The following is a 23910-nucleotide window of genomic DNA, read 5'->3' on the forward strand; positions in this document are numbered from 1 at the left end:
AGCCTCACGCCTCAGACACCACGCGGTGGGACGCGATCGAGCGAAATGGACCCGAGCCGCTTGGCCTTCAGCTGGAAGGTACGGCCCGGAACGTCCGCTTCGAGGACCGGCGGATCCTCCTGGCCGACGAATTCCCGCTGCGCCTTGCCGCCTTCAGCCTGTGGCGGGCGCATGCCGATGTAGGAGCCGGAGAGCAGCGTTTCCAGGCCGGAGACGCTGCCGGCGAACAGCCGCGGCTTGACGACCCAGAACACGGTCTGGTCGGTCAGCAGCGGCTCGGCTTCGCGGGTCGTCGCGACCGTGACCAGCACGCGGGCGTGGTCGGGGGTCAGCGTCAGGCCTTGCACCGTTCCGAACACGATGTCCTTGTAGCGAAGCTGCGACTGGCCGGCCTGGAGCCCTTCGGCGCTGGCGAAGGAGATCGTGATCGTCGGGCCCTGCTTCGACAGCGTGTGCCAGACGAGCCAGCCGCCGACGAGGACCGCGGCCAGCGGGATGATCCAGATGGCGGAGATCCGCCGTGACCGCCGGGTCACGGCGCGCGCGGTCGCCGGCCGCTCGGCGACGTTATCCATGGCGACGTCATCCATGGCGCCACCGCTTCGACACCAGGATGGGTCGTGATACCGTAACAGCCGGATGCAACGCCTCACGTTCGGGGGCGTTTCCCCAGTGCATTTCGAGAGGCCGGCGTGACGGGCGGCGCATGCTCAGGCTCCTCTGGCGGCTGCCGCGCGGCGGTCGTCCACATACGACCGTGCATGATCAAGGCACGACCAAGCACCGCGTTCGGAGACGGGGGTTTGGAAGGCCATCTGGGGAGGCCATCCGGGCAAGCCGCTGAAAACAGGCCATCAAGACCGTGCAGGACCCCTCGACGGCGTGCCGCTGTCGAATCCAGCCAGAATTCTTGTCATGTCTCTGGCGCCGATCCCACTCGGAGCGATCCCACTCAGAGATCACTCAACACTTGGAGCATCGTCAATGCATGAGCGGCTGGATTCAAGCGGGATACGGTATGTAACCGTACCACTCTTGACGGCGGTGTGCGCCTTTCAATGATCGATGTGCGACGATCTGTGTTTCAAAATGCAAGAGAACATTCCGGCGCAGAAGCTGTTGCCCCGTGGCTTTGCCCCGTCGTACCCGTCGTACGCCCGGAAACCCGCTCGCATCTCCTTGCCGCCTTTGGTTTTGCTTTATCGTTTATCCTCAATCCACGGCCAAGTCGGGGGAATGCCGATCATCCCATGCGTGGAAAACTCATGCATGGAAAAGCCCGGCTTTCCGGTCCGACTGGTCGCTTGCGGTCGCGTGGTGCGCGGACGCGGGATTGGCGGTGCTTTGCGACTTGGCGTCAAAACCAGCCCTTGTTGATGCCCGCCAGCACCGCCGCCCAATGCCGTGTCCGCATTATGTGAAAAGACCGGAGACCCGGGCTCCGTCCGTCACCGCACTCCTCGATGCACCACGGCGCCTGTGTGCCGTCAGGAGGGGACCGTGCCCTTCACCACGATGCGCATCAGCACGCGGCGGTGCTTTCCCATTTCAAAGTTCGCGACGGCGCGGTGCAGCAGACAGCGGTTGTCCCAGAACACGAGGTCGCCAAGCTGCCACGTGTGCGTGTAGAGGAAGCGATCCTGCGTGGCGTGGGCGAGCAGTTCCTCCAGCAGGGCGCGGCCGTCCTCTTCCGGCATGCCTTCGATGTGCGAGCTGTACATGCCGATGTACAGGCTTTTGCGGCCGGTTTCTGGATGGGTGCGGACCAACGGGTGGGCGATGGGCGGGGCCGCGGCGATGTCGTCTTCGGTCGGTGGGGCGCTGCCCGTGTAGCGGCGCATGAATTCCAGGCTCTGCACGCTCTTCAATCCGTCGATCCGTCGCTTGGTGGCGTCGGGCAGCGCGTCATAGGCCTTGGTCATGTCGGCGAACTGGGTGTCCCCGCCGTTGGGGGGAAGTTCCACGGCGTGCAGCATCGTCAACAGCGACGGCTCGGCCAGGAAGGACTTGTCGGTGTGCCAGAAATAGTTGGAGCTGATGAAGGGCTTGGCCACCGGGTTACCGGCGGCGTCCAGGTTGGTGATGGTGTGCACGGCGTCCCATTTCGACCCGTCGGCCAGCCGGATCATGTGGCTTTCGATGGGACCGAACAGCTCCGCGAAGCGGTACATGCGCTCCTTGTCCAGGGACTGGTTGCGGATCACCAGCAGGTGATGCTCGCGGAAGGCGGTCCGCACGGCTTCGATCGTGGCCGCGTCGAGCGGCCGGGAGAGGTCGATCGCGTCGGTTTCGGCGCCGAGCGCACCGGAGAGCGGCCGGAAGAGGGGCGTCGGACCGGGCGGGGGAGGGCCCTGGTGTCCGGCCGCCGTCTGTGCGTGCAGGTGTTCCATCACCGTTGTCTCCTTGTTCGTCGTATCGGAAATCAGAGGCGACCGCCCGCCCACAAGGCGGCGCGTGTGAGGATTTGCCGGTGGACCGGATGCTCCAGCGTCGCGCGGTCGTGGCCCAGGGTGTCCGCGACGGCGCGGCCCCGGCCGACGCTGCGCGCCCACAGGGCGGGCCATCGGACGCCGTCCTCGGCCTCGACCGTCGCGAGCGGCTCGACATCGGCGGCCAGATCGAAATCGCCGTAGGCCTCGTCCGTCACCGTGAAGGGCGGCAGCCCGGCGGTGATGGCGTGGGGAAGGCCGGTCGGGCGCAGGGTGACCGGCCCGCGCGGCGGGTGCGAGGAGCGGCCCCACACCCAGGCGCCCCCCAGAAGCTCCTTCCAGTCCGGCCAGTCGTCGAAGCAGATCAGCGCGGTGTGCAGGCCCAGCAGGCCGCCCCCGCCTTCGACGAAGCGGGCGAGGCGCTGCCGTCCCGACGGCGACAGGGAGAAGGCCCACCGGTCGCGGTGGGGAGCGTATTTCTCACTGCCCAGCATCCGCCAGCGCAGCGCGTAGACGGTGACGAGGTCGAAGCCCCCGCGCTCCAGTTCCGCAAGCCCGCCCTCGATGTCGTCGGTGATGGTGGACCGGACGCCGGCCTCCGCCAGGACATCGCCCAACGCCGGAGCGGCGTCGGCGAACGGATGGCCGATCCCGCCGGTCAGGATCAAAGTGCGGACGGCGCCGGTCATCGCTTCACCGTCGGGGCCCGCCGGGGCAGGTGCATCTTGAGGCTGAAGGACACCCCGCCATCGACCATCAGGTGCTGGCCGTGGATGTAGCGCGCCTGGTCCGACACCAGGAACAGGACCGCGTCGGCCACATCGTCCGCGGTGCCGAGCGACCGGGCGGGGACCGCCCCGCCCCGGACCTCGCGCACCGCCTCGTCGGCGTAGATGGGCGCGGACATGCCGGCGTCGATGAAGCCGGGCGCCACCGCGTTGACCCGCACGCCCCGCGGGGCGAGCGCCAGGGCCAGATGTTCGGTCAGCAGCGCCACGGCGGCCTTCGACGCCGGGTAGGCGCCGGCGTCGGGGCTGGGGGCGACGGCGTTCAGCGAGGTGATGTTGACGATGGCCCCCGACCCGCGCGCCACCATCCGCCGCGCCACTGCACGCGTGACGATGAAGGTGCCGTTGAGGTTGACGTCCACCACGCGGCGGAAGTCGGCCACGCTATGGTCCAGGATGTCGCCGAAGCGGACGATGCCGGCGTTGTTCACCAGCACGTCGGGACCGTCGCCGAACGCCTCGGCCATCGCGGCGACCACCTCCTCGACCTGCGCCTCGTCGGTCACGTCGGCCTGAAAGGCGAGGGCGCCGGGAATGCGCGCGGCTTCGACCTCAAGCCCGGCGGCGTCGAGGTCGAGGAGGGCAACGCGATAGCCTTCGCTGGCCAGCCGGCGCGCGATGGCCGCGCCGAGCCCCCCACCAGCCCCGGTCACCAGAGCGGATTTGGTCATAGAGTCCTCCGAAGCGTGGGAAGAGCGCATCACAACGCGCTTTGGACGATGCCGCCGTCCACGGGAATGGCGGTGCCGGTGATGTAGCTGGCCCGTTCCGAGCCGAGAAAGACGATGAGGTCGGCGATTTCCTCCGGGGTGCCGAACCGGCCGACCGGAATTCCGGCGGCGATGCCGGCGGCGGCAACTTCGACCGAACGGCCCTGGCCGGCGGCGCGGACGCCGATGACCTGCCGCATGCGGTCCGTCGCGGTCCAGCCCGGGCAGACGGTGTTTACCAGGATCCCGTCCGGCGCCACCTGCGTCGCCAGCGTCTTGGCCCAGCCGAGCGCGCCAAGCCGCAGGCTGTTGGACAGCATCAGCTCGCCGATCGGCTGCTTGACGGAGTAGGAGCTGATGTTGACGATCCGTCCCCAACGCTGCCGCCGCATGTGGGGCAGCACCGCGCGGGTGGCGTTCACCGCCGACATCAGGGTCAGGCGGAAGGCATCCTCCCAATCGGCCCCGGTCAGGCTGTCGAACGGGCCAGGCTTGGGACCGGCGGCGTTGTTGACCAGAATGTGGACGGTGCCGAAGGCGTCGGCCACCATGTCGACCAGCCGCTCCACATCGCCGGGGGCGCTGACGTCGGCGCGAACGGCCAGCACCGGCACGCCCGCGGCGTCGAGCGCCGCGCGGGCGGCCTCCAGCCGTTCGGCATCGCGGCCGCAGATGGCGACGCTCGCCCCTTCCCGCGCGAAGCCGAGCGCCGCGGCCCGTCCGATGCCCTGGCTGCCGCCCAGCACCAGCGCGACCTTGCCTTTCAGTCCGAAATCCATGCGTTTCGCCCTTTTTGCCCGTTCGGCGTTGCCCGTCCGGCCTGGCCGCTCAGCCGCGGGGGTTCTTGGTGACCACCGTTTTGGCGTCCGGTTGGAAGTAGCAGCGCTCGGCCTTGTAGGTGCCGCTCGCCACGGTGATGCCCCAGCTGTCGTCATCCATGGCCATGAAGCCGTGAATGTCCGCCGGGGGGGCGATCACCACGCTGTCGCCCGGCTCCAGCACGCGGTCGTCGATCACCGCCAGGTCGGCGAAACCGGGGACGGAACCGTCGTCGCGGCGCTGGTAGACCGTGTGCTTCACCCGGCCGCGGTAAATCGCCATGCTTTCCCAGTTCCCGTGGTCGTGGACGGGCACCGGCTTCCCGTTCGGCAGCTCGAACAGCAGGATCGACAGGTCGCCGTCGTAGTACAGGTATTGGGAGTTGGCGACGTGGTTGCCGACGCGCGGCACGCCCGCCTCGCGCAGGTCGGGCCGGGCGACCAGGGCGGCGAGGGGAGCGCGCAGAGCCTCGCTCAGCTTGGCGGTGTCGTGCCCGTGCGCCGCGATGGCCTGGATCACGGCCTGGGCGCAGGCGCGAATGGCGGAACCGGATTCCGGGCTGGCCATGGTGATGCTCCTTCGATCAGAGGCCCGCCAGAAGGCGGCGGGTGGCGGCGACAGCGCGGGCGACGCGGGACTTTGCGTCCATCGTCCGCGCCAGCGTGGCGGTCGGGATTTCCAAGGCGAGCGGCAGGCCGCGGGGCAGGGCGCGCAGCAGCCCCGCTAGGTCGATGCCCCCGTCACCGGGAAACAGCCGCTCCTTCACGGCGGTGTGCAGCAGGGACTCCCGGTCGGTCGCGTGGTCGCGCGGCGCGTCGCACAGATGCGCGTAGGCGAAGAAGCCCGGCGGCACCGCCGCCACGTCGGCGGGCGTCCCGCCGGAGCGGTCGTAATGCAGGGCGTCCAGCGCGATGCCCATGTTGGGCCGGTCGGCCCGGGCCACGAGGCGTGCCGCGGCGGTGACGCTCGGGATGCTCATCCACGACACGAATTCGAACTGCACGGTCAGGCCGAAGCCGGCCGCGTCGTCGCACAGCCGGCCCAGCCGCGCGGCCAGCCGCCCCTCATCGGGGTCGTCGCCGGTCGCCAGCACGTGGCGGGCGCCGAGTTCCGCCGCGGCCTCCAGGAAGGGGCGGAAGGCGTCCAAGTTCGTGTGGGGCAGGACGCGCGCGGTGTTGGCGTCGAGCGCCGTGACGCCGCTCTCGGCCATCCGCTGCTTCATGGCGCGGCGCAGGGCCGGGTCGGCCAGCAGGGGCATCGGCTCGCCGTCGGGCTGCCCTCCCAGAAGGCGCAAACCCACATGGGCGCAGCCGGCCTCCGCCGCGACCGACACCATGTCCGGCGGCGACAGTTCCGGCACCGTGTAGTAGGAGAGCGAGAGCGGGTTCATCCGGCGGCCCCCGCCGGCGTTACCGTCCGGACCGGTGCCGGGCGCACGCCGCCGTACTGCGCCCAGGTGCCGGCGACGTGCCATCCCGCGTCGACCACCAGATTGATTCCGGTGATGGCGGACGCCCGGTCCGACGCCAGGAACTCGATGGACTCCGCCACCTCGCGCGGCTGGACGATGCGGCCCAGGGCGGTGAACTCCGCCGGGTCGGCGGCGTAGCGGCCGGACTTGATCCGCTCCGCCACGCGCGGCACCAGGGTGGAGCCGGGGGAGACGGCGTTGACCCGCACCCCGGCGCGGCCCCATTCCCCGGCGAGGTTCAGCGTCAGGCTGACCACCGCCGCCTTGCTCGACGCGTAGGCGTGGACGGGAACCGAGCCGATGGCCGCGATCGACGCGATGTTGACGATGCTTCCGCGGCCGTGATGCGCCATGCGGGTGCCGAAGGCGCGGTTGGCGTAATAGGTGCCGCTCAGGTTGACCTGCACCGTCCGCTCCCACACCGCCAGCGGCAGTTCGGCGGGGGGAAGCACGTCCTGGAACACGGCGGCGGCGACCACCAGGGCGCCCACGGGGCCATGCGCCGCCTCGATGGCGGCGCAGGCGGCGTCCACCGCCGCGGCGTCGGCGATGTCGAGCGTCACCGCCGCCCCGCCGACGTCGGCGGCCACGCGGTCCGCCGCGGCGGGATCGCGATCGGCGATCACCACGCGCCAGCCGCGTTCGGCCATCAGGCGGGCCGTTTCCTCGCCGATGCCGTTGCCGCCGCCGATGACGACGGCCAAGGTCCCCTGTCCGGTCATCATCGCAGCGACCCTCAGTTGCGCAGGTCGGCGGCGAGGAAGGACCCGTCGAGCACCTTCGACCAGTCCACCGGGCCGGACCACTCGCCCATGCGCTCCATGCCCTTGACCCAGATGTTCAGGGCGTCCATGTCGAAGTCCCCTTGGCTCCAGTACTTGATCGCCGCCATCCGCTTCATGGAGGTGGTCGCGACGTCCAGCGGCAGGGTGTCGCCATAGCGCTTGGAGACCATCTTCGCGGCCTCCTCCGGGTTCTCGTAGATGAAGTTCACCGCCGACCGCCACGCGGCGAGAAGCCCGCGCAGCTGGTCCGGGTTCTTGCGGATGAAGTCGCCGGTGGCGACGCCGACGGTCGGCGTCATCGAGGGGAGGTTTTCCAGCGAGAAGGCGACCTTGTAGCGGTCCTTGCGGGCACTGTAGAGCGGCTCCAGGATCAGGGCGGCATCGACGCCTCCCTGTTCCAGCGCCGACAGGCCGGACCCGACGGAGCCGAGCGCCACCATGTCGGCCTTGCCGGGATAGCCGGCCGCCTCGAACGCCATGGTCACCATCAGCTCGCTCGACGACTTGGGCGCGGTGATGCCGACCTTCTTGCCCACGAGATCCTTGACGGATGCGATGCCGCTGTCCGGGCGCGTCACCCACAGCAGGTCGTCCACGCGGCGGATCGCGGTGTGGACGATGCGGATGTCCATCCCCTGCTTGATGCCGGCCAGCGCGGTGGAGGTGCTGACGATACCGTAGCCGAGCCCGCCGCCGACCATGTTGCGGATGCCGGTGCCGCCGCCGACGGAACTCATCACGTCGGTGACGTCCACGCCGTTCGCCTTGTAGTCGCCGCGTTCCAACGCCACGGCGATGGGGGCGGTGTTCAGCAGGGCGCCGTAGTGGGACGCCATGATCTCCAGCGCATGGGCCTGCGGGGCCGCGAGCAGCCCACCGAGCAGCGGCACGGCCGCCAGCGTTCGCGTCAGGAAACGGGTGATGGTCATGGCGTTCCTCCTTGTTGCGTTTTGCCTGTCTTGTTTTTTCTCAGCAGACGGCGCGCGTTGTCGGCCAGGGTGGGCGAAACGGGGCCGTGGTGCCCGTCCTCCGGCTGGTCCCAGCCGGCGAAGTTGGTGCCGAACACCAGCCGTTCCGGCCCGACCACCTGGGTCAGCAGGTCCAGCGCGCGGCTGTCGTTCAGGTGCGTGTCGAACCACAGGCGCGACAGCATCGCCTCGAAGGCGCCGTCCTTCTTCATCGACTGGCTGGCCCAGGGGCGCTTCATGCCGGCCTGCGCCAAGCGCCCGGCGGTGAAGGCTGCCGCGCCGCCGCCGTGGCTGATCCAGACGTCGAGCTTGGGATGGCGCTCCAGCACGCCGCCGAAGATCAGGGTGGCGACGGCGATGGTTTCCTGCGCGGCGAAGCCGATGATGACGTCCAGGTCGAAACGCTTCAGCGCCGGGTCGCCCGGCGGACCGTCGATCCCGGCGGGGGCCGGGTGCAGGAACAGCGGCACGTCCAGCGTGACGAAGGTTTCGTACAGCGGGTCGAAGGCCGGGCTGTGCAGCGGCTCGCCCGCGAATTCGGTGCCGGTCGCGGCACCCCACAGGCCGAGTTCGGTGACGGAGCGCTCAAGCTCCTCCTTCGCCGCCAGCGGGTCTTGCATCGGCAAGGCGGCGAGCCCGCCCAGACGGTCGGGATAGCGGTTGACCAGCTCCGCCAGGGCATCGTTGTGGCGCCGGCAGAAGGACACCGCCGAGGGTACGTCGATGTGGTGGAAGTAGTTCAGCGGGCTGGCCGACAGCACCTGGAAATCGATGCCCGCCCGGTCCATGCGTTGGAGCCGAAGCTCCGGATCGGTGAAGGGGCTGTTGGCGTGGCGCACGCCGCTCAGCCGGTAATTGCCGACGCGGTACCAGGGCATGCCGTTCTCGTCCACGCCATGCTCCGGGCCATGGACGCCGGCGGCCCCGTTGGTGGCCTCAAGCCGGACATGGGCGTGCACGTCGATCAGTTTTGCGGTCTCGATGGGCATGGTCGGGATCCTTCCCGCGCGTCGGTGCGGCGGGCTCAGATGGTGTCGGGAATTGGCGAGCGTGCGGCTTGCGGGCGGTCAGGCGCGGTGCATGCGGTGGTCGAGCGCAAGCAGCGCGCTGTTCACCACCACCGCGAACAGGCCGATCAGCACGGTCACGCTCATCATCGTCGCGGTGTCGTTGACGCTGATGCCGTTCATGATCATGAAGCCCAACCCGCGCTTGGACGCGAACATCTCGCCCACCATCACGCCCAGCAGCGTGATCGAAAAGCTGATCCGCAAGCCGGTCACGATCTCCGGCACGGTTGCCGGAACCAGGATGGTCGACAGCGTCTGCATCCGCGTGAGCCGCATCGCCTTCGCCGAGCGCCGGAGCACGGGGTTCATGGCGCGGATGGCGCCCATGGTCACCAGCATCATCGGGATGAAGCCGTGCAGCGCGCCGAAGGCGACCTTGGCCGGCATGCCCAACCCGAAAAGCAGGAGGATCACCGGGTAGAGCGTGACCTTGGGAATGGCGTAGAGCGTCACGAACATCGGCTCCAGCACGTTGGAGACGCCGCGGCTGGCGCCGATGAGCAGGCCGGCGAGCCCGCCGCCGATGCAGGAGATCAGCAGGGACAGGCCCAGCGCCTGCGCGGTTTCCGTCACGTTGGTCCAGAAGCTGGGGTTGCCGAACAGGCTGCCCAGCCGTTGCGCCGTGGCCAGCGGCGACGCCAGGGCCTCGTTTCCCGCAATGCCGTGGAAGAGCTGCCAGACCCCCAGCAGGATCAGCGCGATGACGCCGCCGGCCGCCAGCTTCTCGCCCGTTCCGGCACCGCCGCGCGCCGTGCCGACGCGTCCGGCGCCGGAGCGGTGATGGACCTTCTGCTCGGCCCAATGCAGCAGGATGGTCAGGGTGGAGACGAAGACCACGACGAACAGCAGCAGCGCGTACATCGTCCGGTCCTGGAGATTGTTGTACGCGAAGGAGATGGAGTAGCCGAGGCCGCTGCTCGCCAGGATGAACTCCGCGCCGATGACGCCGGTCACGGAATAGCTCAGCGCCAGCTTCACACCGGTGAAGATGTGCGGCCCCGCCGCGGGCAGCTGGATCAGCAGCGCGTCCTGCCACCAGCCGAGCCGGTAGGTCCGGCCGACCTTGCGCAGCACAGGCGGGATGCGGTCCAGCCCGGCCAGCGTGCCGGTGACCATCGCCATCACGGCGTAGAGGAAGCCCATGGCGATGATCGGCACGGCGTTCATGCCGAACAGGACGATGAACAGCGGGTACAGAACGAAAAAGGGCAGGGCGTAATAGCTGGCGATCAACGGCTCCACCGCGCGCCGGACGCGCGGAAAGGCGTGCAGGGCCGCCCCTCCGGCGAAGCCCGCGACCATCGCCGCCACCGCGGCGGCCACGATGTTGCGAAGGGTGGATCCCACCTGCGCCCAGAAGCCGTCCGTCCCCATCAGCCGAACCAGTTCGGCCAGCATGTCCGACGGCGGGATCATGGTGCCGCGGCCGACGTACCCGGTGCGGCAGGCGACCTCCAGAAGCAGGACGCAGCCGACGGTGATGAGCAGGCGCAGGGCGCCGGCCCGGCTCATGCGCCGACCCTCCGCTGGTTGGCCATCGCCTTCATGGACTCCTCCCGCAGCATGGTCCACAGGCGGGAGGTGACCTCCCCGAAGGACGGGTCGGCGGCGATGGCGCTGGTGCGGTCGCGCGGCCAGCCGGTCTCGACGATGTCGATGAAGCGGCCGGGGCGGGCCGACATCACGCCGATCCGGTCCGACAGCATCGCCGCCTCGTCCAGGGCGTGGGTGATCAGCAGCACGGTCGCTCCGCTGGCGCGCCAGAGGCGCAACAGCTCGTCGCCCATCAGCAGACGGGTCTGCTGGTCGAGCGCCCCGAACGGTTCGTCGAGCAGCACCAGGCGCGGGCGCATCACCAGCGTGCGCGCGATGCAGACCCGTTGCCGCATGCCGCCGGACAGCTGGTTGGGATAGGCGTCGGCGAAATCGTTCAGCCCCATGAAGTCGATGGCGTGGCGCACCCGCTCCGCGGCTTCCGGCCCGCGAAAGCCGGCGCGGCGCAACCCGAAGCCGATGTTGTCGCGCACGGTCAGCCAGGGGAAGGAGGCGTCCTCCTGGAACACCACGCCGACCCCGTCGGGAACCGTGCCCCTGACCCGCTTGCCTTCGAAGGTGATGATGCCGTCGGTGGGCGTGCTCAGCCCGGCCAGGACGTCCAGCAGGGTGGACTTGCCGCAGCCGGACGGTCCGACGATGGAGAAGAACTCGCCCCGGCGCAGTTCCAGGTCGACCGGCCCCAGGGCATGGACCGCCGAATCAAAGATGCGGGTGACACCCGTCAGGACGGCGTGGCTGTCCGCCGCCGGAGCGCGTCCGAAAGGGATTGGTTGCGGTTGCCGGAGGGCACCCGAAGAGTCCGGACGCATCGGCATTCGTTCTGGCGACAGGCCACGCATATGGTCGTCTCCCTCCCGGCAGCCGGACATTGTGTTCGGCTTCGGCATAAGTTTGTTTAGCCAACATACAATGCTATGCAGCGGGGCCTGTCCAGGACAGCTTCGGATCACCCCTATAAAAAAATTGTTTGCCCCCCACGCGGTCCGGTGCGAGCCTTCGGGGACCTCCGGGGCGCCGATGCCCCGGCCGGCCGGACCGTGTGGGAGCGACGGGCGCCATGCGCAGCCGCCAATTGGAAAGTTTCGTGCTGGTCTGCGAACTTGGCAGCATCAGCAAGGCCGCGGCGGTCCTGAACATCGCGCAGCCGGCGCTCGGCGTGCAGATCAAGGCGTTGGAGCAGGAATTCGGGGTGCCTCTGCTGGTCCGCACGGTGACCGGCACCCACCCGACGCCCGCCGGCCAGATCTTTCTGGAAGAAGCGAAGCTGATCCTGCGGCGTCTTCAGGATTTGAAACGGACGTTGCGGGAAACCGCCGGCCAAGCGCCGCGCACGTTGTCGCTGGGATTGACGCCCAGCCTCTCCGGGCTGTTGACGAGCCGGCTCGTGGAACGCCTGCGCAAGGCCCTTCCGATGATCGAGTTGAAGCTGTTCGAGGAACTGAGCCACGCGCTGATCGAGCACGTCGAATCCGGCAAGCTCGATCTGGCGCTGGCCTACAGCGTGCCGTCCAGCCGGTCCTTGCATCGCGAGCCGCGGCTGAACGAAGCGCTGTGCCTGATCACCCACCCTGGCTCGGCCTTCGACGCCGCCGGGCCGGTGACGCTCGCCAGCCTTGCGGACGCCGAACTGGCGATGCCCAACGAGGGCGATCTGGTCCGCCGGCTCGTCACGGAGGCGATGACCGCGCATGGGCTGGCACCGAGAGTGGCCTTCTCGCTGGAATCCATGCAGGCGATCAAGGATGTGGTGAGACGCGGGCTGGCCTGCGCCATCCTGCCACACAGCGCCGTAGCGCACGAGGTGGAGACCGGTGTGCTCGTCCTCAGGGCGGTCATCAATCCTCCCCTGATGCGGACGCTCTATCTCGTGCGGCCGGCCGACAACGACCTGAACGCGACCACAGGACCGGCACTGCGCATCATCGATGAACTCCTCGGCGAGCTTGGACGGAACGACAGCAACTTCAGCAACGTTGCGGCTGACCTTTAGGTACGGCTTTCAAAAAGCGCTGCGGCATGTCGCCACCGACGGGCGGCCTCGCGTCAGCCCACGCCCCGCGGCTTGGCCAGATGCTCCACAAGGAAGTCGACGAAGGCGATGGCCTTCTGGGGCATGTAATTGGAGTCGGGGGCGGTGGCGATCAGGTAATTCGGGTCAGGAGCATAGGCATCGAGGATCGTGACCAGTTCGCCCGACGCGAGAAACGGTTCGATGACGCGGCGGCCGAGCTGCGCGATCCCCAGGCCCTGACGCGTGGCCTCGATCATGACCAGGACATTGTCGGATTGCATCATGGGGAGGACGCGGATCACGCCCGCGACGCCCTTCTCGCGATAGCTCCAGGTGGCGAAAGGCACGGGCGTGCTGGAGCAGATGCAGTCATGGTTCTGCAGGTCCAGGGGAACCCGCGGCGTGCCATGCTCGTCCAGATACCGGGGCGAGGCGCAGAACACGCGCTCGTTCTCAAGGATCATCCGGTCGCCGTTCTTGATGTCCACCTTGCCCTGAAAGCGGATCGCGAGGTCGATTCCTTCGGAAATCAGGTCGGCCGCCTGGGCGGAAAGCTGCAGCGAGACCTTCAGGGCGGGATAGCGCCGGACGAAGATGGGCAGGATCGGCGCGATGCTCTGCATCCCGAAATAGACTGGTGCTGCGATGCGCAGGTCGCCGGACAGCACCGCGTTCGCGCCCCACAGCTCCTGCTCGGCGGCGTCGATGCGGTGAATGATCTCGATGCAATGCCGGTAAAGCCGTTCCGCCGCCTCCGTCGGGGAGACGATGCGGGTCGTGCGGTTGAACAGCTTCACCTGCGCCAGGGTCTCCAGGGTGGTCAGCCGGTGGCTGATCACGGAAGGCGCGGTGTTCAGCCGCAACGCGGCCTTGGAGATGCTGCGCGTCTCCATGATGGCGACGAAGACCTCGATCGCGCTGAAATCGGCCAGGACCGGGAGCCGGATGTTGCCGTCCTTGTCCTTGCGGCGGCGTCCCCGCATGCGTGCCCCCCTGAGATTCTCGGCAATGTATTTTTCGTCAATGGCGAAAAATACATTCTTTTTTGTAGCGCTAAACGAAGATCAGTGGACCTGTCAATCTGCGATCCGAATGGAGGAACACCATGAAGATCGCATTCCTGGGAGGCGCCTTCACCGGGCGAATGGGGCTTGTCGAAACCAATGGGGGGGCCGGGGGAACCGTCGCGGTCCTGCCCAAAGGCGTCGGGCTGGCCGACCTATCCCGGCCGCCACCCGCGCCCGCGGCGGAATTGCCGTTGGGCGAGGCCGTTCTTGAAGCGCCGGTCCTGACGGACGCCCGCATCATCTGCGTCGGCCTGAACTTCCGCAGCCACGCGGAGGAGCTGGGGATGGCGATTCCCGAGCGTCCGTCGGTCTTCCCGCGCTTTTCCTCGTCGCTGGTGGGGCCGGGCCGGGACGTCGTCCTGCCCGCGGCCAGCGCCCAACTCGACTACGAGGTCGAACTTGCGGCGGTGATCGGGCGGCACGGGCGGCACATCCCGGCGTCCGAGGCCGCGGCCCATGTGTTGGGCTACACCTGCATGGCCGAGAACAGCGTGCGCGACTGGCAGACGCACAACCGGCAGGTCTTTCCGGGCAAGAATTTCGACGGGTCCGGCGCGATCGGCCCGTGGATCGTCACCCCCGACGAGATGCCGCCGACCGCCGATCTCCGCTTGGAGACCCTGGTCAACGGCGAGGTCCGGCAGCAGGGCGTCGGCACCGACATGATCTTTTCCGTCGAAGACTGCATCGCCTACGTCAGCACCTTCATGGCGCTGCGGCCGGGCGATGTGATCGCCCTTGGAACGCCGCCCGGCGTGGCCTTCGGCAAACCCGATCCCCAATGGCTGAAGGATGGCGACGTCGTCGAGATGCGGATCTCGGGCATCGGCAGCCTGTGCAACACCGTCCGGGCGGAACAGCGCGGCGAGAAGAGGTAAAAACCATGACAGAACAACCGATCTGGCTGACCGAGGCCGACGTGGCGGCGCTCGTTCCGATCAACGCCGGGATCGAGGCGCTGCGGTACCAGTTGCCGCGGGAGTTCGGCGCGGGGGCGCGCAACCTCAGCAAGGTGCTCGCCACCTGGGAACCGCGCTCGTCGATGCACAATCTCGGCTCGATCGACCCTGAACAGGGCGTCGGCGGCATCAAGTCCTGGATCAACACCCCGGCCGGCGCGCGCGCGGTCTATGCCCTGTTCGACACCCGGGCCGGAACCGTCCTGGCGATGATGGACGCCGCGACGCTGGGCGCGCTGCGCACGGCGGGGATTTCCGGCCTAGCCACGGCGATCATGGCCGCGCCGGACGCCGACAGCCTGTCGATCATTGGAACCGGGCGTCAGGCCTTTGCCCAGGTCGCGGCGGTGTCCACCGTCCGCCCGTTGCGCCGCATCCACGTCTACAGCCCGACCGAGGCGAACAAGCTCGCCTTCTGCGAAAAACTGCGTCAGTCCTTCGAGGCCGAAATCGTGGCGGAGCCGGACCTGCCGGCAGCGGTTGGCGCCGCGCCGATCCTGACCGTGGTCACCCGGGCCCGGGAGCCTTTCATCACCGGCGCGATGCTGCGCGCGGGCACCCACGTGAACGCCGTTGGGGCCATCCTGCCGGACAACGCCGAACTGATGCCCGACGTCTTCGACCGGATCGACCGGATCGTGGTCGACAACATCCAGAACGCCCGCATCGCCTCGTCCGAACTGAAGCGGCACTATGGCGACGACGAGGCCGCCTGGGAGGCGCTTCCCACCATCGGGCAGTTGATCGGCGGCGGCGGGTTCGTCCGGAAGCCGGGGCGGATCACCTGCTTCAAGGCCATGGGTATGGGCCTCTCCGACCTGGCCATCGCCGTGGCGGCGCATCGCGCGGCGCGCGAGCGCGGCCTGGGCAGGCCGCTCGGCGCCGGCGAGGCCGGGAGCATGACGTGGGAGGCGATGCCCGCCGCCGCCGCCCCTCGTGTCGCACAGGGTCTCGCGCAGGGGATGGCGTGATGTGGGAGCAGGAGCAACTGGCGCTGCAATGCTGCGAGCGGATGTCGCGCCACTTCTACTGGCTGCTGGACCGCTATGAGACGGACCGGATCCTTGGGATGGCGCATGAGACATGCACGTGGATGCGCGCGGGCGCGCCGCACACCGGGCACGAGGCGATGCGCCGGATCATGGATGCCCGCCCGCGCGATGCGCTGGGCCGCCATCTGGTCTGCAACGCGGTGGCCGGCATGACCGGCACCGACGAGATCGAGGTCACCTTCGACCTGCTGTACCAGGCCGCGCAGAAGCCGGCGGAGCCCGGTGGAACGGCGCTTCCGCAGCCGGCCCGGCTCCTGTCGGGCGTGGACCGCTACCACCGCGAGGGCGGGGCGTGGACGCTGGTCTTCAAGGAGGTGTTGCCGCTGTTCTGACCGCGTTCGCGGCGGTCGGCACCCCCGGCGCGATGCTCCGGGGCCGGCGTTCCCAGGCGAGTGCCCGTTTCAAGAACAAACCCCCGGGAGGACAAGATAATGATGGGACGTGTGGAGGACGGCAGCCGTCGGCGGCCGATGCTGAGGGTGATCCTCGCCTCGTCGGCGGGAACGATCGTCGAATGGTATGACTTCTTCATCTACGCCACGCTGGCGGTGTTCCTGGCGGACATCTTCTTTCCAAAGGGGGACCCGATCGCCGGTGTCCTGCTCAGCGTGGGCACCTTCGCGACGGGCTACCTGCTGCGGCCGCTCGGCGGCCTGTTCTTCGGCGCCATGGGCGACCGCATCGGCCGAAAGCGTACCTTCGTGATCACGATGCTGATCATGGGGGCGTCCACCGTGGCCATCGGCCTGCTGCCGACCTACGAGCATGTCGGTCTTCTGGCGCCGGTGCTGCTGATCATCCTGCGGATGATGCAGGGCATCGCCCTCGGCGGCGAATACGGCGGTGCGGCGATCTACGTCGCGGAGAACGCCTCCCCGCGGGAGATGGGCTACTGGACGGGCTGGATCCAGACGACCGCGGGCATCGGCCTGCTGTGCGCGACGGGCGTGACGCTGCTGGTGCGCAGCAGCACGACGGCGGAGCAATTCGCGTCCTGGGGGTGGCGGCTGCCGTTCCTGATGTCGCTGGCGCTGGTGCTGATCTCGCTATGGATCCGTGCCGGGGCCGAGGAATCGCCGGTCTTCCGCGAAATGGAACGGCGCGGGACGCTCGAAAAATCGCCGGTGAAGGCCGCGCTGACCGACGGCGCGAACCTCCGGGCCATGCTGGTGGCGCTGTTCGGCGTGTCCGCCGGGGTGGCCGCGATGAGTGGGATCCTGTTCCTGTATTGCGGGATCTTCCTTCAGGCGATCCTGAAGGCCGATGCCATCTTCGTCTCGATGGGCCTCGCCGGCGGAATCCTCATCGGAATCCCGTTCTTCCCCATCATGGGCGGGTTGTCGGACCGGTTCGGCCGGCGCCGCGTGATCTTCACCGGCCTGGCTCTGAACGCGCTTCTGCTCTTCCCGATCTTCTTCGGGCTGGAACATGCGGTCCTGGCGCACAGCATCGCCTTGCTGGTCGCGCTGGTTGCCGCGCTGACGGTTCTGTTCGCCGCGATCTATGGCCCCTACGCCGCCTTCATGTCCGAGCAGTTTCCGCCGCAGATGCGCTACACCTCCGTCTCGCTGCCGTTCAACATCGCCTTCAGCCTGATCGGCGGCCTGCTGCCGCTGGTCTGCCTGACGCTGGTGCGCGAGACCGGCTACATCCACGCCGGGCTGTTCTATCCGTTCAGCATGGTCGTTCTGTCCGGCGCCGTGGGCGCGGTCTTCCTGCGCCGGCCGACGCCCGGCGCGGCGGGAATGGCTGTGGCGCGGGCAGGGGAGTAGAGAAGCACCGGGGCGCGCGAACTGGCCTCAACCGATTTTCGCGCCCGCCATTGCCCGATGCATCAGGTCCGTGAGCATCGTGATCGCCCGCTCGTCGAGTTGCTCCGTCCCGTCGTCGCAGGAGGCGGCGTAGCGGGCCAAGTCCCGGAACAGGGTCCAACCCAGCGCGAACGAGATCACCACGGCCGCGATCGCGCGGGTCTCGGCCTCGTCAACCCCCGTCCGATGCAGCAGCGCGGCCAGATCCGCCGTGCCGCCGTTCTTGCGGACGAAGTCGGAAAGCGGGCGCTGGTCGAGGATCAGGTGGGCGAAGGTCCGGGTGAAGGCGGGTTGCGAGACCAGATAGCGCAGCAGGTTGCGGATCGCCAGGTCCGGCTCCGCAGCCTCCTCGATGACGGCCTTGCTGGCGTTCATGTGCTTGTCGATGATCGCGTCGAGCAGCGCCTCCTTCGTGCCGAAATGCCGATGCAGCAGCGCGTGGTTCACGTTCGCCCGCGCCGAGATCTCGCGCACGGTCACCGCGCTCGGCCCCTTTTCGCCGAACAGTGTGTCCGCCGCGTCCAGCAGCGCCGCCGTTGTGGCGTCCCGCCCGAACGGCTTGTCCTCAGTCATGCGTACCCCACTGAAAGAATAGAACTCCGGCAACGCCCAGTTGGTCGCGCCACCCCCGCTTTTCGATGGACAGCTTGTAGTCTCCTGGTTACAGTTTGGGAACTGTAGTCATAAGACTACACCCGCTCGCCGCCCCAGGCGGTCAGCGCATGGGAGGAAAACACAATGAACATGATCACCTTTGGAACACCCTCGGCGGCGGTCCCCGTGGAGCGGGACGCCTGGTGCGCCTATCTGGTTCCGAAGGAGGCGATCGACGCCGAGATCGCGCGCCTCGCCGCCGGCGACCTGCCGGCCTCTGGCTATCGTGCGTCCAGCATCGTGCATCCCCGGGCGACCGACGGGATCCCCAGCTTCACCCCGGTCACCGAGGTGACGATCAGCGTGTTGAAACCGGGTGAGCGCACCTCGGTGCGGCGGGGCAACTACTCGCTTCTGGAAACGTCGATCCTCGGCGGCGGGCGGGCCAGCGTCGCCACCACGCATTTCCCGATCCGGGAAAGCGACGTGTGGACCGTGCCGTCGATGAAGCCTTATTACTACGAGAACACCTCCGACCGGCTCTGGGCCTGGCTCACCTATTCGAACGCGGCCTTCCTGCGCCGGATCGGCGCCTATTGGGCCGAGGACAACCTGCCGATCCCCGAGCCGAAGGCGGACATCGCGGACGCCCCGTCCGCCGAGCGGCCGTACACCCGCAAGACCGGGCCGATCCACCGGATGCCCTCGACCGGGACGGAGCTTCGCGGCTACGAGCACCTGACGGACATCGAGCCGGTGCCGAACCCGCCGCTGCATTGGGTGTGGGAGGACATCGCGCCCTACCTGCCGATCAACCCCGGCCACAACGACGACCCGAACAAGCGCGGCATCTGGCTGCTCTACAACCCGGCCACGGAGAGGCGCCAGGGCACGACCCCGGTGCATTTCGCCACCTACGCCGGGGCATCGCCCGGCACGCCGCCCTACGCCGGCACGCGCGGCCATTTCCACACCTCGGCCTCGATCAACTACCATCGCACGGGGCACGGCTACAGCGTCGTCGACGGCCAGCGCGTGGACTGGAAGGCGGGCGATCTTCTGCTTTCGGCGCCGAGCTGGCTGGAGCATGCCCACTATGTCGGCAAGGACGGCTGGACCGTGCTGACCGTGCAGGACCACCCCATGCAGATCGCCCTGGGCTCCCTGCTTTGGCAGGAAAGCCCCGACCAGCCGATCCTCTCCCTGGGCAACGAAGAAGGGCAGAAGGGCTTTGTCTTCCCGCGGGAAGCCGGGAAGTGAGGCGCCGCGCGCTGGAGGATGCCGCATGACATTGAACGAAGCCGAGGTCGCGTCGGCGGCGTGCCGTCTTTACGAGGCCGAAGGCACGAGGCGGCAGATCGGGCACCTCTCGACGCTGCATCCGGGCATGACCATCGCCGACAGCTACCGCATCCAGGACGGGCTGGTGGCGCTGAAGCGCGCGGGCGGAGAAGTCCCGACAGGCTGGAAGATCGGCCTGACCTCGCGGGCGATGCAGGCGGCGCTGAACATCGACACGCCGGATTCCGGCGTGCTGTTCAACAGCATGGCGTTTGAGGATGGTGCGACCGTCCCGCGCGGCCGCTTCATCCAGCCGCGGATCGAGGCCGAGCTGGCCTTCGTCCTGCACACTCGGCTGTCCGGGGCGGACACCGACGTCCTCGACGTGCTGCGCGCCACCGAATACGTGGTTCCGGCGCTGGAAATCCTCGACACGCGGATCGAACGGGTGTGCCGCGATACTGGCAAGACTCGCACGGTCTGCGACACCATCGCCGACAACGCCGCCAACGCGGGCTATGTCCTCGGCGGAACGCCGGCCCGCCCGGACCGGATCGACATGCGCCGGGCCGGCGCCATCGTCAGCCGCAACGGCGTCGTCGAGGAAACCGGCCTGGGCGCCGGCGTGCTGAACCACCCGGCGCGCGGCGTGGCTTGGCTGGTGCGGCGGCTTGCCGAGATGGGGCAGGGCGTCGAGCCCGGCGAGATCATCCTGTCCGGGTCCTTCATCCGGCCGATCGAGACCGGCCCCGCCGCCACGTTCACCGCCGACTATGGCCCGCTGGGCACCATCTCCTGCTATTTCGAATAGGGACAGCGATGGATCGTCAGACCAACGCCTTCAAGGCCGCCCTCAAAGCGAGGACGCCGCAGGTCGGGCTGTGGATGGCCATAGCCTCCGCCTATGCGGCCGAGCTTTGCGGCCAGTGCGGCTACGACTGGTACGTCATCGACGCCGAACACGCGCCCAACACCATCACCACGGTGGTGGCCCAGCTGCAGGCGATGCAGGGCTGCGGCGGCGAGCCGGTGCTGCGCATTCCGGTCAACGACCTGAACTTCCTCAAACAGGCGACCGATGCCGGGGTGCGCACGATCCTCGCCCCGATGATCGAGACCGCCGACCAGGCGAGGCAATTGGCCGACGCGATGCACTATCCGCCCCGAGGGCGCCGGGGGGTCGGATCGGCCCTCGCGCGCGCCTCCCGGTTTGGAGCCGACGCCAACTACCTTGCGAGCGCCAATGAAAGGGCCTGCCTGCTGCTGCAGGTCGAGACAGTGAAGGGCCTTGCGAACATCGCGGACATCTGCGCCGTCGAGGGGGTGGACGGGATCTTCATCGGCACCGCCGATCTGGCCGCCGACATGGGCCATCTCGGCCGCCCCGCCGCGCCCGAAGTCCAGGAGGCCATGCTGTCCGCCACGAACAGGATCCTTGCCGCCGGACTGCCGGTGGGGGGGCTGACGTCGGATCCCGCGTTGGCGAAATCCTGGCTGGCGGCCGGCCTGACCTTCGTCGCCGTCGGCAACGACGTCAGCGTCCTGCGCGCGGGCCTGACGGCGTTGCGTGGACATTTCCCGGGTTAACGCCACTCTGCCACGGCTGATCGGCTGGACCTCCACCGTCGGCGCCGATGGGGCGAGCAATCTCGCCCCATACAGCTTTTTCAATGAACGAAGAGGCGAGTATACCCCGCCTCTTCGTTGTTCGTTGGATCAATGCTGCATGTCGCCCATCTGCTTGCGGCTGTCGCCGCTCTTGTCCTTGATGATGCTGTCGTTGGCCGGACCTTCGACCTCCAGGATGCCGATCAGGCCCTTGGTGGCGCGGCTCAGCGCGTGGTCGACCAGGGCGTACTTGCCCGGATAGTCCACCTTGAACTCCACCATGGTGGCGCCGCCCGGCGCGACGGTGACGGTCTGCACGCCCTTGTTCGGCTCGCTCTCCAGGCCGCCCATGTTGTAGACGCGGTCGAAGATTTCACCGATCACGTGGAAGGACGAGGTCAGGTTCGGACCGCCGACGCCGAACCAGATGCGCACGGTCTCGCCGACCTTGGCCTTCAGCGGCTTGTCCTTGGACAGCGCGCCGACGGCGCCGTTGAACACCATGTAGGTGGGCTTTTCGTTCACCAGCCCGTCATAGTCGTCCTCGGCGTTCGCCAGGTTCTTGGCCTTGGTCGCGTAGACTTCCTGCTGCATCACGTAGTATTCGTGATCCACCGTCGGCAGCCCGGCCTCGGGCTCGACCACGATCAGGCCGTACATGCCCTTGGAGATGTGGTGGGCGACCATCGGCGTGGCGCAGTGGTAGACGTAGACGCCCGGCGTCAGCGCCTTGAAGGAGAACTCCTTCGTCTGGCCCGGTTCCACCTGGGTGATCTGGCCGCCGCCGAGGAACCCGGTCGCCGCGTGGAAGTCCACGCTGTGGTTCATCGTGGAGTCCTTGGCGTTGGAAATCTTCACGTCCACCGTGTCGCCGACGCGCACCCGAAACATCGGGCCGGGGATGGTGTTGTTGAAGGTCCAGTAGGTGTAGGTGGTACCGTCGTCCAGCTTGGATTCCACCTCGGTCGTGTTCAGCGTGACCTGATGGGTCTTGGGCGCGCGCTTGCCGGCCTTTTCCGGGGCGGGGACGGCGGCCGGATCCTGGACGACGCTGACCGTCGGTTCCTTGACCTTCGGTTCGGCGTACAGCGTGGTGGCCGAGGCCGCGCCGATGCCCGACAGGGACAGAAGGGCTACGGTGCTGACGGTGGCGAGAAACGTCTTGGTGTTCATGGCGTCGTCCAGGGTCGATGTTTCGTCTGGACCGACCATGGCACGGCGTGCACCGCCTGAATTTGACTGCCGTCAAGGGGAGTATTGATCGCCGTCAAGTCGACGGCCGTTTTACTGCATCAAGAGCTTAGACATGTAGAGTCTATACTTTCAATTTCAAGGCGCAACGCATGGCCGCGCGGCCTGCCGATTTTGCGGCTTTTCCCCTTGATCGCGCTGAAGAGAGAGCGTTCCGGAATGTGCCGCCGCGTGGGTCCGCTGCAGCGCGACGCTTTGGGGCGCGACGCCGTGGGAGCGACAAGGCGCCGCAGGGTGTGGGGGGACTTCGTCGCGGTGAGCCTGTCCCGGGCCGCTTGACCATCGTCAAAGCCGCCCACCGTTCGTAGGCCTAAAGCTCACCGACACAGGGCCGCCCGAACGGCGGTCTTCGGTTACGACCGATTCAAGGGTGGCGCGCATGGTCCCACTTCCCACCGCCGGCGACGCGCGAGACCGGCTTTTGCCGGCATCGGTCCCGTTCCGGTTCTTCGCTGCGGCGCTGCTGTTTCATCTGTGCGGATGGCTGTTGCTGGCTGCCGGACCGGACCGGGTGGCCGGATTCCGCGGCGGGCCGGGATGGGCGCTCGCCGCACTCCACCTGTTCACGCTCGGCGTTCTCCTGACCACGGCCATGGGCGCCGCCTTCCAGCTGCTGCCCATGGCGACGGTCCGCCCTGTCCGGTCGGTTGGCTGGGCGAAGCTCTGCTTCTGGCTGACCGTCCCCGGTGTCGCGATCCTGACGCACGGCATGGCCCGCTTCGACTTGCCCGCTCTCGCCCTGGGCGGGGCGCTGGTCGGGGGTGGGGTCCTGCTGTTCGGCGCGCTGCTGGCCGACAACCTGCGCTCCGCCGGGGACATGCCGGGAATGCGGCTGTGCGCGGGCGTGGCGCTGGCCGCGTTGGCGGCCATGGCGGCGCTGGGCCTTGCCCTGGTCGTCGACGTGTTCGTTCCCATCCTGCCGGATCGCGCGTCGGCCGCCGGCGCGCATCTGGGAATGGCGCTGTTCGGCTTCTTCGGCCTGATGGCGGCCGGCTTCTCCACCATCCTGGTGCCGATGCTGACCCTGGGGCCGGCACCTGCGGCCGCCTCCGGCCGCGCGGTCGCGCTGGTGGGCTGCGCCGGGCTGGCGCTGCTGGCGTTGGGTGCGCTGACCGGAAACACGGCCTTCACCGCCGCCGCCGCCGTCGCCGGACTGGCCGCGTCGGCCATCCACCTCCGCGCCATGGCCGGCGTGCTGCGCCGCCGGATGCGGCGGCGGCTCGGCATCGCCTTCCGTCTGATCCGCGGCGCCTGGGCGATGCTGCCGCTGTCCCTTCTGCTGGCGCTGGCCCTGGCGCTTGGCATCGACGGGTTCAACCTTCCCGCGGTGTTCGTGACGGTCGCGGTGTTCGGCTGGCTGCTGAGCCTGCTGTTCGGCGTCCTGCAACGCATCGCCCCGTTCCTCGCCTCGGTCCACGCCACGCGGCCGGGATGCCCGACGCCGCTGGTGTCGCGCTTGGCGCCCGAACGGCCGCTCGCCGTGCACGCGGTCCTGCACGCGGCCGCCGTGGCCTTGCTGGCCGCCGGCAACCTCGCCGACTCCGAAGGGATCGTGCGCGCCGGTGCTCTGTGCGGTGCGGCGGGCGCGGTTTCCCTGCTGGTCTTCGCTTTCCGCCTTTTCGTCCGCACGCGGACGGCGCTGCGCGCCTCCGCCCCGCTCTCCATCCCGTCCCACTGAC

The 23910-nt window shown here is 68.5% G+C and carries 24 protein-coding genes; 9 read left to right on the forward strand and 15 right to left on the reverse strand.

The window, feature by feature from the left end; genetic code table 11:
* Positions 1-11 precede the first annotated feature (11 nt).
* The 12 genes from M2351_RS32460 to M2351_RS32515 form a co-directional block, all read right to left on the reverse strand.
* Positions 12-575, reverse strand: coding sequence for an MlaD family protein (locus M2351_RS32460; RefSeq protein ID WP_264660121.1), 564 nt, complete (start codon positions 573-575; stop codon positions 12-14).
* Positions 576-1487: 912 nt separating this feature from the next.
* Positions 1488-2390, reverse strand: coding sequence for a TauD/TfdA dioxygenase family protein (locus M2351_RS32465; protein ID WP_264660122.1), 903 nt, complete (start codon positions 2388-2390; stop codon positions 1488-1490).
* Between the two features lie 32 nt (positions 2391-2422).
* The gene (locus M2351_RS32470; RefSeq protein ID WP_264660123.1) at positions 2423-3118 is read right to left on the reverse strand and encodes a ThuA domain-containing protein; all 696 of its coding nucleotides are present in this window, start codon (positions 3116-3118) and stop codon (positions 2423-2425) included.
* Positions 3115-3888, reverse strand: coding sequence for an SDR family NAD(P)-dependent oxidoreductase (locus M2351_RS32475; protein ID WP_264660124.1), 774 nt, complete (start codon positions 3886-3888; stop codon positions 3115-3117). The genes M2351_RS32470 and M2351_RS32475 overlap by 4 nt, the downstream gene beginning before the upstream one ends.
* Before the next feature lie 29 nt (positions 3889-3917).
* Positions 3918-4706, reverse strand: coding sequence for an SDR family oxidoreductase (locus tag M2351_RS32480; protein WP_264660125.1), 789 nt, complete (start codon positions 4704-4706; stop codon positions 3918-3920).
* A gap of 49 nt (positions 4707-4755) precedes the next feature.
* Positions 4756-5313 carry a cupin domain-containing protein gene (locus M2351_RS32485; protein WP_264660126.1) on the reverse strand — a complete coding sequence of 186 codons (558 nt, stop codon included), beginning with the start codon at positions 5311-5313 and terminating at the stop codon, positions 4756-4758.
* Positions 5314-5329: 16 nt separating this feature from the next.
* Positions 5330-6136: a sugar phosphate isomerase/epimerase family protein gene (locus M2351_RS32490; RefSeq protein WP_264660127.1), complete on the reverse strand. Its 807-nt coding sequence runs from the start codon at positions 6134-6136 to the stop codon at positions 5330-5332.
* A complete protein-coding gene (locus M2351_RS32495; RefSeq protein WP_264660128.1) occupies positions 6133-6942 on the reverse strand; it encodes an SDR family NAD(P)-dependent oxidoreductase in 810 nt (269 codons plus the stop codon). Before M2351_RS32495 ends, M2351_RS32490 begins: the two co-directional genes overlap by 4 nt.
* 11 nt (positions 6943-6953) lie before the next feature.
* Entirely contained in the window at positions 6954-7931 is a 978-nt protein-coding gene (locus tag M2351_RS32500) for an ABC transporter substrate-binding protein (protein WP_264660129.1), read from the reverse strand.
* Positions 7928-8959: an amidohydrolase family protein gene (locus M2351_RS32505; RefSeq protein WP_264660130.1), complete on the reverse strand. Its 1032-nt coding sequence runs from the start codon at positions 8957-8959 to the stop codon at positions 7928-7930. The genes M2351_RS32500 and M2351_RS32505 overlap by 4 nt, the downstream gene beginning before the upstream one ends.
* Positions 8960-9037: 78 nt before the next feature.
* A complete protein-coding gene (locus tag M2351_RS32510; RefSeq protein ID WP_264660131.1) occupies positions 9038-10552 on the reverse strand; it encodes an ABC transporter permease in 1515 nt (504 codons plus the stop codon).
* Positions 10549-11406: an ABC transporter ATP-binding protein gene (locus M2351_RS32515; protein ID WP_264660132.1), complete on the reverse strand. Its 858-nt coding sequence runs from the start codon at positions 11404-11406 to the stop codon at positions 10549-10551. The genes M2351_RS32510 and M2351_RS32515 overlap by 4 nt, the downstream gene beginning before the upstream one ends.
* 248 nt (positions 11407-11654) lie before the next feature.
* On the opposite strand from M2351_RS32515, the gene M2351_RS32520 reads away from it, so the two are divergent.
* Positions 11655-12587, forward strand: coding sequence for a LysR family transcriptional regulator (locus M2351_RS32520; RefSeq protein ID WP_264660133.1), 933 nt, complete (start codon positions 11655-11657; stop codon positions 12585-12587).
* 53 nt (positions 12588-12640) lie between these two features.
* Here M2351_RS32520 and M2351_RS32525 read toward each other — a convergent pair whose 3' ends face one another.
* Positions 12641-13591, reverse strand: a complete 951-nt coding sequence (locus M2351_RS32525) for a LysR family transcriptional regulator (protein ID WP_264660134.1) — start codon at positions 13589-13591, stop codon at positions 12641-12643.
* Positions 13592-13713: 122 nt separating this feature from the next.
* Between M2351_RS32525 and M2351_RS32530 the strand changes: the two genes are divergently transcribed.
* The 4 genes from M2351_RS32530 to M2351_RS32545 all read left to right on the forward strand — a co-directional run bounded on the left by M2351_RS32530 (position 13714) and on the right by M2351_RS32545 (position 17458).
* Complete coding sequence (locus M2351_RS32530; protein ID WP_264660135.1) at positions 13714-14553, forward strand: fumarylacetoacetate hydrolase family protein; 840 nt, start codon at positions 13714-13716, stop codon at positions 14551-14553.
* Positions 14554-14558: 5 nt separating this feature from the next.
* Entirely contained in the window at positions 14559-15605 is a 1047-nt protein-coding gene (locus tag M2351_RS32535; protein WP_264660136.1) for an ornithine cyclodeaminase family protein, read from the forward strand.
* Positions 15605-16018, forward strand: coding sequence for a hypothetical protein (locus tag M2351_RS32540; protein ID WP_264660137.1), 414 nt, complete (start codon positions 15605-15607; stop codon positions 16016-16018). The genes M2351_RS32535 and M2351_RS32540 overlap by 1 nt, the downstream gene beginning before the upstream one ends.
* A gap of 99 nt (positions 16019-16117) precedes the next feature.
* On the forward strand, positions 16118-17458 hold the full coding sequence (locus M2351_RS32545; protein ID WP_264660138.1) for an MFS transporter: 1341 nt from the start codon (positions 16118-16120) through the stop codon (positions 17456-17458).
* A 27-nt stretch (positions 17459-17485) separates the two neighbouring features.
* Here the strand turns inward: M2351_RS32545 and M2351_RS32550 are convergent, their stop codons facing one another.
* Positions 17486-18070, reverse strand: coding sequence for a TetR/AcrR family transcriptional regulator (locus M2351_RS32550; protein WP_264660139.1), 585 nt, complete (start codon positions 18068-18070; stop codon positions 17486-17488).
* Between the two features lie 165 nt (positions 18071-18235).
* On the opposite strand from M2351_RS32550, the gene M2351_RS32555 reads away from it, so the two are divergent.
* The 3 genes from M2351_RS32555 to M2351_RS32565 are packed head-to-tail and all read left to right on the forward strand — an operon-like array spanning position 18236 to position 20959.
* The gene (locus M2351_RS32555; RefSeq protein WP_264660140.1) at positions 18236-19351 is read left to right on the forward strand and encodes an AraC family ligand binding domain-containing protein; all 1116 of its coding nucleotides are present in this window, start codon (positions 18236-18238) and stop codon (positions 19349-19351) included.
* A 25-nt stretch (positions 19352-19376) separates the two neighbouring features.
* Positions 19377-20183 carry a 2-oxo-hept-4-ene-1,7-dioate hydratase gene (gene hpaH, locus M2351_RS32560; protein ID WP_264660141.1) on the forward strand — a complete coding sequence of 269 codons (807 nt, stop codon included), beginning with the start codon at positions 19377-19379 and terminating at the stop codon, positions 20181-20183.
* Positions 20184-20191: 8 nt separating this feature from the next.
* Positions 20192-20959 carry an HpcH/HpaI aldolase/citrate lyase family protein gene (locus M2351_RS32565; protein ID WP_264660142.1) on the forward strand — a complete coding sequence of 256 codons (768 nt, stop codon included), beginning with the start codon at positions 20192-20194 and terminating at the stop codon, positions 20957-20959.
* Between the two features lie 129 nt (positions 20960-21088).
* On the opposite strand, the gene nirK is transcribed toward M2351_RS32565, so the two are convergent.
* Positions 21089-22153 carry a copper-containing nitrite reductase gene (gene nirK / locus M2351_RS32570; protein ID WP_264660143.1) on the reverse strand — a complete coding sequence of 355 codons (1065 nt, stop codon included), beginning with the start codon at positions 22151-22153 and terminating at the stop codon, positions 21089-21091.
* Positions 22154-22610: 457 nt separating this feature from the next.
* Here nirK and M2351_RS32575 point away from each other — a divergent pair, with 457 nt between their 5' ends.
* Complete coding sequence (locus M2351_RS32575; RefSeq protein ID WP_264660144.1) at positions 22611-23909, forward strand: hypothetical protein; 1299 nt, start codon at positions 22611-22613, stop codon at positions 23907-23909.
* Position 23910: the final 1 nt, after the last annotated feature.

Origin of the sequence: Azospirillum canadense (assembly GCF_025961225.1) — a bacterium.
Taxonomy (GTDB): Bacteria; Pseudomonadota; Alphaproteobacteria; order Azospirillales; family Azospirillaceae; genus Azospirillum; species Azospirillum canadense.